The 14,457-nt window shown below is 68.3% G+C and carries 11 protein-coding genes; 8 read left to right on the top strand and 3 right to left on the bottom strand.

Going from position 1 to position 14,457, the window contains the following annotated elements:
• Nucleotides 1-150: 150 nt before the first annotated feature.
• A complete protein-coding gene (locus VG556_RS17720) occupies nucleotides 151-1,248 on the top strand; it encodes a Glu/Leu/Phe/Val dehydrogenase dimerization domain-containing protein (protein ID WP_008264553.1) in 1,098 nt (365 codons plus the stop codon).
• A gap of 47 nt (nucleotides 1,249-1,295) precedes the next feature.
• Here the strand turns inward: VG556_RS17720 and VG556_RS17715 are convergent, their stop codons facing one another.
• Nucleotides 1,296-4,139: an autotransporter serine protease gene (locus VG556_RS17715; RefSeq protein WP_100450440.1), complete on the bottom strand. Its 2,844-nt coding sequence runs from the start codon at nucleotides 4,137-4,139 to the stop codon at nucleotides 1,296-1,298.
• A 182-nt stretch (nucleotides 4,140-4,321) separates the two neighbouring features.
• Between VG556_RS17715 and VG556_RS17710 the strand changes: the two genes are divergently transcribed.
• The 3 genes from VG556_RS17710 to VG556_RS17700 all read left to right on the top strand — a co-directional run bounded on the left by VG556_RS17710 (nucleotide 4,322) and on the right by VG556_RS17700 (nucleotide 6,530).
• On the top strand, nucleotides 4,322-5,497 hold the full coding sequence (locus VG556_RS17710) for a thiolase family protein (RefSeq protein ID WP_014647981.1): 1,176 nt from the start codon (nucleotides 4,322-4,324) through the stop codon (nucleotides 5,495-5,497).
• A gap of 124 nt (nucleotides 5,498-5,621) precedes the next feature.
• Complete coding sequence (locus VG556_RS17705) at nucleotides 5,622-5,963, top strand: hypothetical protein (RefSeq protein ID WP_005418203.1); 342 nt, start codon at nucleotides 5,622-5,624, stop codon at nucleotides 5,961-5,963.
• Nucleotides 5,964-6,119: 156 nt separating this feature from the next.
• The gene (locus VG556_RS17700) at nucleotides 6,120-6,530 is read left to right on the top strand and encodes a hypothetical protein (RefSeq protein WP_014647982.1); all 411 of its coding nucleotides are present in this window, start codon (nucleotides 6,120-6,122) and stop codon (nucleotides 6,528-6,530) included.
• A gap of 112 nt (nucleotides 6,531-6,642) precedes the next feature.
• Here the strand turns inward: VG556_RS17700 and VG556_RS17695 are convergent, their stop codons facing one another.
• On the bottom strand, nucleotides 6,643-8,280 hold the full coding sequence (locus tag VG556_RS17695; protein WP_100450441.1) for an acyl-CoA dehydrogenase family protein: 1,638 nt from the start codon (nucleotides 8,278-8,280) through the stop codon (nucleotides 6,643-6,645).
• Nucleotides 8,281-8,393: 113 nt separating this feature from the next.
• On the opposite strand from VG556_RS17695, the gene VG556_RS17690 reads away from it, so the two are divergent.
• From VG556_RS17690 to pdeM, 4 genes are read left to right on the top strand one after another with little or no spacing between them, the layout of a single operon-like run.
• Nucleotides 8,394-9,392 (top strand): ligase-associated DNA damage response exonuclease, encoded by a 999-nt coding sequence (locus VG556_RS17690; RefSeq protein WP_046431930.1) that lies wholly within the window; start codon nucleotides 8,394-8,396, stop codon nucleotides 9,390-9,392.
• Nucleotides 9,389-10,996, top strand: a complete 1,608-nt coding sequence (locus tag VG556_RS17685; RefSeq protein ID WP_100450442.1) for an ATP-dependent DNA ligase — start codon at nucleotides 9,389-9,391, stop codon at nucleotides 10,994-10,996. The genes VG556_RS17690 and VG556_RS17685 overlap by 4 nt, the downstream gene beginning before the upstream one ends.
• Nucleotides 10,993-13,452 (top strand): ligase-associated DNA damage response DEXH box helicase, encoded by a 2,460-nt coding sequence (locus VG556_RS17680; protein ID WP_100450443.1) that lies wholly within the window; start codon nucleotides 10,993-10,995, stop codon nucleotides 13,450-13,452. The genes VG556_RS17685 and VG556_RS17680 overlap by 4 nt, the downstream gene beginning before the upstream one ends.
• Entirely contained in the window at nucleotides 13,442-14,083 is a 642-nt protein-coding gene (gene pdeM, locus VG556_RS17675) for a ligase-associated DNA damage response endonuclease PdeM (protein ID WP_032959004.1), read from the top strand. Before VG556_RS17680 ends, pdeM begins: the two co-directional genes overlap by 11 nt.
• A gap of 1 nt (nucleotide 14,084) precedes the next feature.
• On the opposite strand, the gene VG556_RS17670 is transcribed toward pdeM, so the two are convergent.
• Complete coding sequence (locus tag VG556_RS17670; RefSeq protein WP_014647988.1) at nucleotides 14,085-14,354, bottom strand: hypothetical protein; 270 nt, start codon at nucleotides 14,352-14,354, stop codon at nucleotides 14,085-14,087.
• Nucleotides 14,355-14,457: the final 103 nt, after the last annotated feature.

Genomic DNA, 14,457 nt, shown 5'->3' with positions numbered 1-14,457 from the left:
ACGTCGACGGCAACGGCCGGGCGAATGGACTAGAATGGCGCCGCGCGACCCGTCCCCCAGCCATGACGACGTCGCTTTTTTTGTTTTGGGACCCTACCGTTCACTGGCCGTTCGCTGCAGTTCGCCGCTGTTCGCGCCATCGGAGACGCCATGCTATTCGAAACCCTCGCCACCACCGGCCACGAACAAGTGGTGTTCTGCCACAACCACGATGCCGGCCTGAAGGCGATCATCGCCATTCACAACACCACCCTGGGCCCGGCCCTGGGCGGCGTGCGCATGCGCCCCTACGCCAGCACCGACGAGGCACTGGCCGACGTGCTGCGGCTGAGCCGGACGATGACCTACAAGAATGCGCTGGCCGGCCTCAACGTCGGTGGCGGCAAGGCGGTGATCATCGGCGACCCGAAGGTGGACAAGACCGAGGTGCTGTTCCGCGCCTTCGGCCGTTACGTCGACTCGCTGGGCGGCCGCTACATCACCGCCGAAGACGTCGGCACCGACGTCAACGACATGGAGAACATCTACCTGGAGAGCCAGTTCGTGACCGGCGTGCACCAGGTCCATGGCGGCTCCGGCGATCCGGCCCCGTTCACCGCCTACGGTGCGCTGCAGGCGCTGATGGCGGCGATGCGCTTCAAGTTCGGCCACGAGGAAGTGGGCAAGACCAGCATCGCGGTGCAGGGCCTGGGCCACATCGGCATGGAGCTGGTGAAACTGCTGCGCGACCGCGGTGCCAAGCTGTATGTCACCGACCTGGACAGCGCACTGGTTGATCGCGCGGTCAGCGATTTCGGCGCCGAAGCGGTCAAGCCCGACGAGATCCACGAAGTGAACGCCGACGTGTTCGCACCGTGCGCGCTGGAAGGCGCCATCAACGCCGACACCCTGCCGCGAATCAAGGCCAAGATCATCTGCGGTACCGCCAACAACCAGCTGTCGAGCCTGGAAATCGGCGATGAACTGCACGCGCGCGGCATCCTGTATGCGCCGGACTATGCGGTCAACGCTGGCGGCGTGATGAACGTGTCGCTGGAGATCGATGGCTACAACCGCGAACGCGCCATGCGCCTGATCCGCAGCATCTATCACAACCTCACCCGCATCTTCGAACTGTCGCAGCGCGAGAACATCGCGCCGCAGCGTGCGGCCGACCGCATCGCCGAAAGCCGCATCCTGTCGATCGGCAAGCTGAAGATGCCGCTGGGCCGCAGCACCCCGCGCCTGGGCAACCTGCGCGGCGGCTGAGCCTGCCGATGTCGCGCCGGGGCTGACGTCCCGGCGCGACCTCCCGCTCAGAACCCGGTGCTGTAGCGCAGCGCCGCCTGGCGCGCGCCCTCGCCACCGACGCGCTGGTCGAAGCCCAGGCTCAGGCGGCCATTGCGGCCCCACCACGACTCCAGCGCCACGCCGAACAGCGCACTGCCACGCGGTGCGTCCCATCCCGCCAGGGGTGCCCAGGCATCGACACCAACGAAGCTGGCCTGCCAGTCCGCATCGGCACCGTCGAGCCGTTGCTGCCACTCGGCGTGCCCGCGCAGCGTCCAGCGCCCCCAGCCGCGCTCGCCGCGGATACCGGCCAGCATCTGGCTGCGCTGCACGCGGTTGGCGTCGCCACGCAGGCCGAAGCCGAAACCACCCAGCTCATTGAAGGCATCGGTATCCACGCGCGTGGTGCTGGCACCCAGATACGGTGTCAACGACGCGCCCGCGCGGCCGAAACGATAGCCGCCTTCGACGCTGGCACTGCTGAAGCGTCCGCCGTAACGCGCGGAAACACCATAGGCACCGGCGCCCAGCAGCAACTGGCGATCCAGCGCACGGGTGAACTGGCCGCTGCCGACCTGCGCCAGCGCATAGCCCCGGCCCAGGTTCCAGCCGGCGTACAGCTGCGCCTGCGCCTGGCGATCACGCCCACGATCGCCGCCGAAGCTGCTGCCACCATTGCTGCGGGTCTCGCCAAAGGCCACGCCCATCAGCCCATTGCTGCCCAGCGGCAGGTCCTGGCCGGCCATCCAGCCACGGCTGTCGGCGGCATTGCCGGCAAAACTGCCCTGCCCGGCCTCACCGAGCGCGCTCTGCCAGGCCCCGCGCAGGCGCGGCGCCGCCTGCACGCGATCGAAGCGCTCGGCGATCGCACGGCGCGACATGTCGATGCTGTCGAAGGTGGCCGACTCGGCCCGCGCATGCGCCTGCCCGGACAGGCTCTGCAGGCTGGCTGCCAGGCCCTCGCTGCCACCGCCGGTCCACTGCAGCGCACCGGCCGCCGCGCCGAAGGCCGAGCCCTGCAGGGCGGGACTGCCATCGAGTGCGCTGAACGCACCTTCCAGTCGTTGCGCCGCGGACTGCGCCGAGGCCGCGAGCCCGGTCGCCGCCGCCGTCACGCTCACCTGGGTCAGGTTCAACCAGGCAGTGTTGCTGTCATAGCCATAGCTGCTCTGCAGCAGCGACAGGCCCTGCAGGCCGCTGGAGGAGGCCGGGCTGCTGAAGGTGCCGCTCAGGCCACCGGCCGCATGGACCAGGTCCTGGCGGCTGCCGTTCTGCGGCACGTAGCCGGAGACGAAGCCATGCACGCGCACGCCACCATTGATCGAGGCCGTGCCGGTCACCTGCAGCGCATTGGCACCGAGCGCGATCATCAACTGGCCACCCGCCTGCTGCGTGTAGTTGCCCTCGATGGTGCCGGTGGTGCTGCCGGTGGTCAGGAACACGCTGCTGCCGTTGACCACGTTGCCGATCACGCGCGGCGTGCCGCCATTGAACTGCAGGCCGGTCGAATCCGGGTCGGGCTGGCCGAGGATGGTCACGTTGGAACGGATGACACCGCCGTTCTGCAGCGACAGGATGCCGCGCTCGATGCGGGTGGCGCCGCTGTAGCTGTTGTTGCCTGCGAGCACCAGGGTGCCCCCGCCCTGCTTGACCAGGCCACCGCTGCCGACGATGTCGTTGCTCCACAGCGAGCCACTCGATGGCGCATCGACATTGGCCACTACATCACCCCAGTCGAAGCGGCCCGGGCCCTTGATCGCCCGCGAGATGTCGAGCAGGCCGTAGCCGAACACCGCATCCACGCCGGGCGCGCCGATGTCCTTGGCCGTGCCCAGCAGGGTCTGCCGCACCAGGTTGTTGTCGAAGTACGGGTAGCGCTGCCAGACCAGCGCGGCGGCGCCGGAGATCAACGGGGCGGCGAAGGACGTCCCGTAGTTCCAGTAGTAGGTGCTGCCATTGGCATCGGGATAGACCGCGCTGCCCGGCGCCGCCAGGCAATAGCGCGCCGCCTGCCCGCAGGCATTGGCGTAGCTGGCCAGCGTGCCCGGTGCATAGGGATCCACTGCGGTCGCCACCAGCCAACCGCGCTCCAGGTCGGCCGCCGGTAGCGAGCCGGCAACGCCCAGCTGGCTGGGCAGGGCGGCCAGGCTGCTCGGTTCGGTGCGCGCATCGTTGCCGGCCGCGAACACCACCAGGCCGCCATGGTTGATGACGAACGGACGGTACTCGGCCGCCACTTGCGCGGTGGTCGGCAGGTCGGTCCAGTACAGGCCGCCCCACGAGTTGTTCATCACCTTCACGTTGTAGCTGATCAGGTCCTGGTGGACCTGCGCCACGCCCAGCGGACCGCTGAAGGAATTGCCCTTGCCGCTGCCGTCATCGACCGGCGGCTTGTCGGCGATGATCCGCGCCGAAACGATCTGCGCACCGGGGGCGATGCCGCCCGGCCAGGTTCCCACCGGCGCGCCGGCGGCCAGGCTGGCTACCGCCGTGCCGTGGCCCACCACGTCGTCCACCAGCAGGTTGTTGCGCGCCGGATCGATGTAGTTGAGGTTGCCCACCACCCGCCCGTTCAATGCCGCTGCGTTGCGCTGCACGCCCGAGTCGACGATGCCGATGCGCACGCCCTGCCCGGTCAGGCCGGCGGCCTGTGCGGCACGCGCATTGGTCACTGACAGGTGCGCGTCGAAGGCTGGTTCCTGCGGCTTGGCCGGAGGCGGTGCCGTCGGAGGGGGCGTCGTTGGGGGTGTGGGGGTGGTCGGAGGGGGATCGATGCGGACATTGCCGCCGCCTCCGCCGCCGCCACATGCCGTCATTGCCATCGCCAGCGCCGTTGCCAGCGCGGACCTAACCATCGTCGTGCGTTCCATCGATTCCTTCCCATGAACGTTGACCTGCCTACATCCCGGCAGGCGTGCGGTGCCGCCCAGCGGCGGCCCTCCCCGACCCTCTATACTTGGGCCGACCCCCACGCAGTCTGCCGGGAAACCGGGGCGCTTCCAACGTCCGCGGTCTCCTTTCCGAACATTGCTTACGCATCAACGAGATTGCCATGTCCAACATCGTCATCGCCGCCGCCAAGCGCACCGCCATCGGCTCCTTCCTCGGCCAGTTCAACGGCGTGCCGACCCCCACCCTCGGCGCGGCCGCCATCGCTGCCGCCCTGGAACAGTCGGGCGTACCGGCCAGCGACGTCTCCGAGGTCCTCATGGGCTGCGTGCTGCCGGCCAACCTCGGCCAGGCGCCCGCCCGCCAGGCGGCGATCGCCGCCGGCATTCCGCTGTCGACCGGCGCCACCACCCTCAACAAGGTGTGCGGCTCGGGCATGAAGACCATCATGCTCGGCCATGACCTGATCAAGGCCGGTTCGGCCAGCATCGTGGTCGCCGGTGGCATGGAATCGATGTCCAACGCCCCGCACCTGCTGCCGAACTCGCGTACCGGCAACCGCTTCGGCAACTTCCAGGCGGTCGACCACATGGCCCACGACGGCCTGGTCAACGCCTATGACGGCAAGGCCATGGGCGAATTCGCCGAATGCGCCGTGGACAAGTACCAGTTCAGCCGCGAGGAGCAGGACGCCTACGCGATCGAATCGGTCAAGCGCGCGCAGGCCGCACAGGCCAACGGTGCGTTCGCCGACGAGATCGTCGCGGTGAAGGTAGCCACCCGCAAGGGTGACGTCGAGGTCGCCACCGACGAGCAGCCGGGGCGCTCGGATATCGCCAAGATCCCGACCCTGCGTCCGGCCTTCAAGAAGGACGGCAGCGTCACCGCCGCCAGTTCCTCCAGCATCTCCGACGGCGCCGCCGCGGTGGTCCTGCTGACCGAGGAAGACGCGGCCGCCCGTGGCATCACTCCGCTGGCCCGCATCGTCGGCCACGCCACCCATTCGCAGGAACCGGAGTGGTTCACCACCGCCCCGATCGGCGCGATCCACACGCTGCTGGCCAAGACCGGCTGGTCGCTGGACCAGATCGACCTGTTCGAGATCAACGAGGCCTTTGCCGTGGTGGCAATGGCGCCGATGCGTGAGCTGGGCATCCCGCACGACAAGCTGAACGTGAATGGCGGTGCCTGCGCGCTGGGTCATCCCATCGGTGCCTCCGGTGCACGCCTGGTGGTGACCCTGGTCAACGCCCTGCGCACGCGCGGTGGCAAGCGCGGCATTGCCACCCTGTGCATCGGTGGCGGCGAAGCAACGGCAATCGCCATCGAATTGATTTAAAAAGATTTAACGATGATTTCGCAAAAATGAATGCGGGATCGCTTGACACCCAATCTTGGCTTGTCATCATGTTGTCGGCGCGCAGCATGCGCGTTGCCTAATTCTAACGACGAGGATTTACACAATGAGCATCAACAAGCTGCTGGTCGCGATGTCCCTGGCTCTGGCCCTGGCCGCCTGCTCGAAGCAGGAAGCTGCCCAGGACGCCGCTGCTTCGGCCAACGAAGCCGCCACCGAAGCCCAGGCTGCTGCCGACCAGGCCGCCGCTGCCGGCGCCCAGACCGCCGACGCTGCCCAGCAGGCTGCCAACACCGCCGCCACCGCTGCTGACGCTGCGACCGACGCTGCTGCCAACACCGCTGCTGCCGCGACCGACGCTGCTGCTGGCGAAGCCAAGGACGCTGCCAAGGCTGCCGAAGCTACCGCTGAGCAGGCCAAGGACGCTGCTGAAGAAGCCAAGAAGTAATAACTTCTTTCTTCACGCTGTTCCGGAAAAGCCGCTGGTTCGCCAGCGGCTTTTTCTTTGCGCCACTGCCACCTCGCGGCGCGGGCATCGCGACCCCGCCTTCACAACGGCATGAATAGGCTGGCGTCCCCATCCATTGCAGTACCGGAGACCGCCATGAAGATTCGCCCGATCACCACCACCCTGCTGGCCGCCTCCCTGCTGCTGGCCCTGGCCGCCTGCAAGGGCCCGGAAGCCGAACAGGCCAAGCAGGACGCGCAGCAGGCCGCTGACAGCGCCGGCGCGGCTGCCCGCGATGCCGTCGACAAGGCGGCAGAAGCTACCCGTGACGCCGCCGACAAGACCGCTGCAGCCTCCGAGCAGGCCGCCGCCGATACCCAGCAGGCGCTGGACAAGGCTGCAGACGCCACCGCCAACGCTGCCGACAAGGCCAAGGACGCCGCAACCGACGCCGCCGCACACGCCAGCGACGCGACTGCCAACGCCGCACAGAAGGTGGCCGACAAGGCCCGCGATGTCGCCAATGACGCGAAGGCGAACGCCGCCAAGGAAGAAGCCAAGCACTGAGGCGTACCGGCAGCCAGGCATGGGCCCGGCGCTACAGGAAAAGCCGCGGCACTGCCGCGGCTTTTCTGCTTTTCGCTTTGCGTTTTTTCCGTTGATTCCGTGGTGGGCGCTCCTACGGCAGCGCGCGCACCAGCATCGCCGACAGATCCACGCCCGTCGGCAGGGTCCCGAACACCAGCCCATGCTCCGCTTGCAGCCGGCTGCGCACGAATGCCTCTGCCATCGGACTTTGCGCACGCAACAGCAGCGCGGCCTGCAACAACAGCACTGTGCGCTCGCAGAACAGCCGCGCCTGCGACTCATCCGGTGGCGGTGCTGCTGCCCACCGCTGCAAAGCCGCTGCGTAGCGCGCATCACGATCGGCCACCGCCGCCAGTTCAGCGCGCAGCGCCGCCAGCGCCTCCGGTTCGCGCGCCAGCGCGCGCAGCACGTCCAGACACTGGGTGTTGCCGCTTCCTTCCCAGATCGAATTCAACGGTGCCTGCCGGTACAGCCGCGGCAGCATCGATTCCTCCACATAGCCCGCGCCGCCCAGGCATTCCTGTGCTTCATTGACGAAGGCCGGCGCGCGCTTGCACAACCAGTACTTGCCCAGCGCCGTCCCCACACGCGCCAACGCGGCTTCGTTGGCATCCACGCCGGCCCGGTCCACCGCACGCGCGATGCGCATCGACAGCACTGTGGCCGCTTCCGACTCCAGTGCCAGGTCGGCCAGCACATTGGTCATCAACGGGTGCTCGACCAGCAGCTTGCCGAACGTGCGGCGATGACGTGCGTGATGCAGCGCCTGCGCCAGCGCCATGCGCATTTCCGCCGCCGCGCCCAGCATGCAGTCCAGGCGGGTCATCATCACCATGCCGATGATGGTGGCCACGCCCCGCCCCTCCTCGCCCACGCGCCACGCCTGTGCCCCGCAGAACTCGACTTCGCTGGAGGCATTGGCCCAATCGCCAAGCTTGTCCTTCAAGCGCATCAACCGGAATGCGTTGCGGTCGCCGTCGGCCAGCCGGCGCGGCATCAGCAGGCAGGTCAGTCCTCCCGGCGCCTGCGCCAGCACCAGGAAGCCATCGCACATCGGTGCGGAAAAGAACCACTTGTGACCGACCAGGCGATAGCGCTGGCCATCGATCGGTTCAGCACGCGTGCTGTTGGCGCGCACATCCGAGCCTCCCTGCTTCTCGGTCATGCCCATGCCCAGCGTGATGCCGGCCTTGTCCGCCACCGGTACATCGCGCGGGTCATAGACCGGCGCTGCGGCTTTGCGCGCCCACTCGGCCAGGTGCGGCTGCGTGTGCAGCACTGCAACTGCCGCATGGGTCATCGTCAACGGGCAACTGGTGCCAGCCTCGGCCTGGTGGTGCAGGTAGCTCAACACCGCGCGCGCGACGTGCCCGCCCGGTTGCGGCTCGTGCCAGGACAACCCGGCGACCCCGTGCGATTTCGCTGTGCCCATCAACTGGTGATACGCCGGATGGAACTCCACCGTATCGATGCGATGGCCCTGCGCATCATGCGTGCGCAGGCGCGGCCGATCGCGGTTGGCATCGAAGCCGAGCCGGTACAGTTCGTCACCCGCCAGCGCGCCATAGACCGCCAGCCGCGGCGCAAAGCCGCCAGCGCCTTCGCGCTGCACCGCCTCCATCAGCGCCACGTCATCGGTCCACAACTGGCGCCCCGCGAACGACGGCGGCTGGTTCAGCACCACATGGGTTTCGTAGGGCGCATTGCTGCTGAAGCTGGGTCCACTCATCCGGTCCGTCCTGGCGGCAAGAGATCTGCGGTTCGATTGTGCCGCATCGCCTGCCAAGCCCGTGTTCAGGCCGATTCTCACCCTGTGCACGAGCGGCCGGCCACAGTGACCGCATGGCAGTCAACGACGATCTGGTGGTCCTGCGCCCCGAAGGGCTGTACTGCGCCGCCGGTGATTTCCACATCGATCCCTGGCGACCGGTCCCGCGCGCGGTCATCACCCATGGCCACGGCGATCACGCACGCCCGGGCATGGGCGAATACCACTGCAGCGACGGCAGCCTGCCGATCCTGCGCTGGCGCCTGGGCGATGTGCCGGTGCAGGCGCATGCCGAGGGCGTGCCGTTCCGCCTGGGCCGGGTGCAGGTATCGCTGCATCCCGCCGGCCATGTACTGGGATCTTCGCAGGTGCGCATCGACGACGGGCAGCAGGTCTGGGTGGCGTCCGGCGACTACAAGCGCCAGCCTGATCCAACCTGTGCGCCGTTCGAAGTGGTGCCCTGCGATACCTTCATCACCGAGGCCACCTTTGCCCTGCCGATCTATCGTTGGCCGGACACGCCCACCGTCGCTGCGGAGATCGTGGCGTGGCGCCGCGAATGCGAACAGCGCGGCGAAGCTGCCATCCTGCTGTGCTATGCACTGGGCAAGGCGCAACGGGTACTGGCCGAACTGCTGCCGCTGGACGATCGCCCGGCCTGGCTGCACGGTGCCATCGCCAATGGTGTGGAGGTGTATCGGCAGGCCAACGTGCCAATGCTGGAGACGCTGGCGGTGGCCGAGCAGGGTCGCCAGCCGGATGCCGCCGGCCAGTTGATCCTCGCCCCGCCCTCGGCCGCCGGCACGCCGTGGATGCGCCGCTTCGGCCGCTACCAGCTGGGCTTCGCCTCGGGCTGGATGCAGCTGCGCGGCAACCGGCGTCGCCGCAACGTCGATCGTGGCTTCGTCATTTCCGATCACGCCGATTGGCCCGCACTGCTGCAGACCATCGAACAGACCGGCGCGCAGCGGGTGATCGCCACCCATGGCAATACCGATGCGTTGATTCCCTTCCTGCGCGAGCGCGGCGTAGCGGCTGAAGCCTTCCGTACCGATTTCGGGAGCGAGGAATGAAGGCCTTCGCGGCACTCTACCAGCGCCTGGACCGCAGCACCGCCACGCTGGACAAGCGTGCGGCATTGATCGATTACTTCCGCCAGGCAGGCGCGCACGATGCGGCGTGGGCGCTGTACCTGCTCAGCGGTGGCAAGGTGGGCGGCGCACGCCGCAAGATCGCCGCCAGTGGCGAACTGCGCGCCTGGATTGCCGAAGAATCCGGCTTGCCGCCATGGCTGGTGGAAGACAGCTATGCGCAGGTCGGTGACCTGGCCGAAACGTTGACCCTGCTGCTGGATGATCCATCCCAGCCGGCCGCCGACCGTGCGTTGGCGGATTGGATCGAACAGCATCTGCTGGCGGTGGCCAACCAGCCCGAAGCGGTACGCCGTGCGGCGGTCGTCGCGGGCTGGCAGCAGCTGTGCAGCAGCGAACGCCTGGTGTTCAACAAGCTGCTGACCGGCGCCCTGCGCGTTGGCGTCTCGCAGCGGCTGGTGCAGCAGGCACTGGCGGAGTGGTCCGGGCTGGACATCGCGCGCATCGCCCAGCGCATGCTTGGCGAGTGGGTGCCCTCGCCCGCACTGCTGGGCCAGCTGCTGTCGCCGGATGAGCTGCCACTGGACCGGCAGCAACCCTACCCGTTCTTCCTCGCCTCGCCACTGGAAGGCGATCCTGCCGAACGCCTCGGCCCCATCGAAGATTGGCTGCTGGAATGGAAGTGGGATGGCATCCGCCTGCAGCTGCTGCGCCGGCGCGGCGAGGTCGCATTGTGGTCACGCGGCGAAGAGCGGCTGGATGGTCGCTTCCCCGAAATCGAACAGGCGGCGATGGCGCTTCCCGATGGCTGCGTGCTGGACGGAGAGCTGCTGGCGTGGGACGAAGCCACGGACCTGCCGCGTGCATTCACCGCGCTGCAGACCCGCATCCAGCGCCGCAAGCCCGGTGCGGCTACCCTGCGCAACACGCCGGTGCGCGTGCTCGCCTATGACCTGCTGGAACACGATGGCGCGGACCTGCGTGAGTTGCCGTTGCGGGAACGGCGTGCACGGCTTGCCGACGTCGTCGGTGCCCTGGGTGATGCACGGATCCAGCTCTCACCCGACGTTGCCGCCGAAGACTGGCCGCAGGCGGCGGCGATGCGCGATCTGGCACGCGAACGTGGCGTGGAAGGGCTGATGCTGAAACGTCGTGCCTCGCCCTACCAGGCCGGGCGACGCCGCGGTGACTGGTGGAAATGGAAGGTCGATCCGCTCACCATCGATGCAGTGCTCCTGTACGCGCAGGCCGGCCATGGGCGGCGCAGCACGTTGTACACCGACTACACCTTCGGCGTCTGGGACGGCGACACGCTGGTACCGGTGGCCAAGGCCTATTCGGGCCTGGATGACAAGGAGATCCTCGCGCTTGATCGCTGGATCCGCGCCAATACCCGCGAGCGCTTTGGCCCGGTGCGCAGCGTACGCCCCGAACACGTCTTCGAACTGGGCTTCGAGGCGGTCAACCGCAGCAGCCGGCACAAGTCCGGTATCGCCGTACGCTTTCCACGCATCCTGCGCTGGCGCCACGACAAGCCAGCCAGCGAGGCCGATCAGCTGGCTACCCTGCAGGCGCTGGCGCGATGAACCGCAGCCAGGCACTACGCCGGCTGGAAGACTGGTTCGCGTCGAAAGGCTGGCGCTCGTTGCCGTTCCAGCGCGCGATGTGGCGGCACTATCTCGCCGGCGGATCCGGGTTGCTGCACACGCCCACAGGCAGCGGCAAGACACTGGCGATGTTCGGGGGACCGCTGCTGCAGGCCATGATCGACCCACCGCCTTCGCCCCGCCGCGCCGGTGCGGTACGCCCGCTGCAGGTGCTGTGGGTGACGCCCTTGCGCGCGTTGGCCAGCGACACCGCGCGTGCGCTGCAGGCCGTGGTCGATGGGTTGCAGCTTGGATGGCGTGTCGGCCTGCGCAGCGGTGACGCCAGCAACCGCGAGCGACGACAGGCACGCGAGGGCCGCATCGACGTACTGGTCACGACGCCGGAATCGCTGGCGCTGCTGTTGAGCTATCCGGATACGCTGCCGCGCATGCGCCAGCTGCGCTGCGTGGTGGTGGACGAATGGCACGAACTGCTGGGCAACAAGCGCGGCGTCCTGCTGCAGTTGAATCTGGCCGTGCTGCGCGATGCCGCGCCTGCATTGCAGCTGTGGGGGCTGTCGGCCACGCTGGGCAATCTGGATGAGGCGCGCGACGTGCTGCTGCCCGGACAGCCCGACGCGCCGATCGTGCAGGGCGTGCGCCCGCGTGCGACCACGGTGCGCAGCCTGCTGCCCGAACCCGGTGAACGCTTTCCCTGGGCCGGGCACCTGGGCCTGGCCCAACTGCCGCGGGTGCTGGACGCATTGATGCAGGCACGCAGCAGCCTGCTCTTCACCAACACCCGTGCACAGGCAGAACTGTGGCATCAGGCGCTGGCGTCGGTTTGGCCCGAGCAACACGACACGCTTGCGCTGCACCACGGTTCGCTGGATCCGGCGCTGCGCCAGCAGGTGGAGGACGGGCTGCGTGCAGGAACGCTGCGCTGCGTGGTCGCCACCTCCAGCCTCGACCTCGGCGTGGACTTTCCCGAGGTCGAACAGGTACTGCAGCTGGGCAGCCCGAAGGGCGTCGCGCGCCTGCGCCAGCGCGCCGGACGTGCGCGCCATCGTCCCGGTGCCAGTGGCGCGATCCTGTGCGTGCCCAGCCATGCGCTGGAACTGGCCGAGTACGCAGCCGTGCGTCGCGCACTGGCCGAAGGCGTGGTCGAAGCACGCAGGCCGCCGATGCTGTCGCTGGACGTTCTGGCCCAGCATGCGGTCAGCCGTGCCCTGGCCGGTGGATTCCACGGTGATGCGCTGCTGGCGCAGGTCCGGCGCACCCATGCGTTCGCATCCCTGGCCGAGGACCAGTGGCAGGCCGTGCTGACTTTCATCGTGCAGGGGGGCCAGGCCCTGGCCCAGTACCCTGACTTCCACAAGGTCGTGCAGGACGTCGATGGCCGCTACCGGATGCACGACCGGCGCCAGGCACTACGCCACCGGCTGTCGATCGGCACCATCAGCAGCGATGGCAGCGTGCGCGTGCAGTTCCTGCGCGGGGCCGGCCTCGGCGCCGTGGAGGAACAGTTCGCCAGCCGCCTGCGCCGCGGAGACCGCTTCCAGTTCGCCGGGCGCCTGCTGGAGCTGGTGCAGCTGCGCGACATGACCGCCTTCGTGCGGCTGGCACGAGGGCGCGGTGAAGGTGTCGTGCCCCGCTGGCAGGGAGGCCAGCTGCCGCTGTCGATGGCACTCGGCAGCGAACTGGAGTCGGTGCTGTCAGGCGCCGACGACAGTGCGGAAGCGCGCTGGCTGGCACCGCTGCTGGCACTTCAGCAGCAGGTGTCGGCGCTTCCCGGCCCGGACCACCTGCTGCTGGAAGACGTACGCCGCCGCGAAGGCCAGTTCCTCTTCGTCTATCCCTTCGCCGGACGCCACGTGCACGAGGCGCTGGCCGCCCTGTTGGCACTGCGCTGCACCCGCCAGCAACGCAACAGCATCGGCTATGCCGTGAATGATCACGGCCTGGTGCTGGCACCGGCGCAGGCGATCGACCTGGACGCGGCGCAATGGCATGCGTTGTTCACCACCGATCAGCTGCTGGACGATCTGCGTGCGGCGGTGAACCTGGGCGAGCTTGCGCGGCGCCAGTTCCGTGGCATCGCGCGCGTCGCAGGCCTGCTGGTACCCAGCCTGCCGGGGGGCATGCCGCGATCGCTGCGCCAACTGCAGGCCTCGGCGGGCCTGCTGTACGACGTATTGCGCGAGCATGACCCCGAGCACTTGCTGCTGGCGCTGGCCGAACGCGAAGTGCTGCATGACAGCCTCGACCTGCCGGGGCTGCGCCAGGTGCTGGTCCGGATCGGCGCGCGACGCATGTCGATGCAGCGCCCTGCATCGCTGACGCCCCTGGGCTTTCCGCTGTGGGCCGAACGCCTGCGCGGACAGTTCAGCAACGAGGACTGGCGTACCCGCGTGCAACGCGCGGCCCAGCAACTGGAACGTCGCCATGGCCGATGAGATACCGCTGCTGCTTGCCGGCGAACCGGTGACCCTGGCGGGCGCACGCGCACTCTACTGGCCGGCGCGGCAGGCGCTGCTGATCGCGGACCTGCACCTGGGCAAGGCCGATGTGTTCCGCCGCGCCGGCATCGCGCTGCCCAGCGGCGGAACCGGCGAAGACCTGCAACGCCTGCAGGGTCTGCTGGACAGGCACGCCTGCCGCGAACTGTGGATCCTGGGCGACATCCTGCATGGGCCGGCGCATCGCGCCGCCTGGTACCAGCAATGGCTCGGCTGGCGCGAACGCAACACCGCACTGGACGTGCATGTCCTGCGCGGAAATCATGACCGGCAGCTACCGCATGCCCAGCTGCAGGTGCAGATCCACGAGGAGGTGCGGCTGGCGCCGTTCCTGCTGCGCCATGAACCGTGCGCAGACCCGGCGTGGCACGTGGTCGCAGGCCACCTGCATCCGCAGGTCGCACTGCCCGCATTGCGCCGGCGCTTCCCGGCCTTCTGGCTGCGCGAGCGGATGACGGTCCTGCCGGCCTTTTCCGCGTTCACCGCCGGAATCGTGCCTGCTCCCGCCAGCGGCGAACAGATGATCGCCTGCGTGGAAAACGGCCTGGTGGAACTGCCAGTGGCTTGAATCAGGCCGGACGAATGTCCAGCTGCGGCATCAACTGGAACTCAGGCGTGTCAACTTCACGTCGCCGCGGCAAGGCCTGGATTGCCGCCAGCATCTCCTGTGCGCAGGCGCGGATGCGTCCGTGGTGCTCCGGCGATGCATGACTGATCAAGCTGCCCACATGGAATTCGAACACGTCCTCCAGTACGTCGGGCTGGTCCTCGTGCAGCATCTGCAACAGTCCGCGCAGCTTGCAGATTTCCGATTCCAGCTCCTCGACCGCGAACCACATGGCGTCCTCCTCTTCAACAACAGGCGGCACGTCCGGGCCGCGACAGGCCGCAACGGCAACGCCGCCCGGGCCACGCGCGATGTCAATCACGGAAAGGAAAACG

This window comes from Stenotrophomonas sp. CASM106 (assembly GCF_049384825.1).
Lineage (GTDB): Bacteria > Pseudomonadota > Gammaproteobacteria > Xanthomonadales > Xanthomonadaceae > Stenotrophomonas > Stenotrophomonas muris.
The sequence above is the reverse complement of the archived record's forward strand: the minus strand, read 5'-3'. Positions and strand labels throughout refer to the sequence as shown.

Coding starts and splice junctions, on each gene's coding strand:
- VG556_RS17720 (WP_008264553.1), top strand. CDS start 151: ATGCTATTCGAAACCCTCGCCACCACCGGCCACGAACAAGTGGTGTTC.
- VG556_RS17715 (WP_100450440.1), bottom strand. CDS start 4,139: ATGGAACGCACGACGATGGTTAGGTCCGCGCTGGCAACGGCGCTGGCG.
- VG556_RS17710 (WP_014647981.1), top strand. CDS start 4,322: ATGTCCAACATCGTCATCGCCGCCGCCAAGCGCACCGCCATCGGCTCC.
- VG556_RS17705 (WP_005418203.1), top strand. CDS start 5,622: ATGAGCATCAACAAGCTGCTGGTCGCGATGTCCCTGGCTCTGGCCCTG.
- VG556_RS17700 (WP_014647982.1), top strand. CDS start 6,120: ATGAAGATTCGCCCGATCACCACCACCCTGCTGGCCGCCTCCCTGCTG.
- VG556_RS17695 (WP_100450441.1), bottom strand. CDS start 8,280: ATGAGTGGACCCAGCTTCAGCAGCAATGCGCCCTACGAAACCCATGTG.
- VG556_RS17690 (WP_046431930.1), top strand. CDS start 8,394: ATGGCAGTCAACGACGATCTGGTGGTCCTGCGCCCCGAAGGGCTGTAC.
- VG556_RS17685 (WP_100450442.1), top strand. CDS start 9,389: ATGAAGGCCTTCGCGGCACTCTACCAGCGCCTGGACCGCAGCACCGCC.
- VG556_RS17680 (WP_100450443.1), top strand. CDS start 10,993: ATGAACCGCAGCCAGGCACTACGCCGGCTGGAAGACTGGTTCGCGTCG.
- pdeM (WP_032959004.1), top strand. CDS start 13,442: ATGGCCGATGAGATACCGCTGCTGCTTGCCGGCGAACCGGTGACCCTG.
- VG556_RS17670 (WP_014647988.1), bottom strand. CDS start 14,354: ATGTGGTTCGCGGTCGAGGAGCTGGAATCGGAAATCTGCAAGCTGCGC.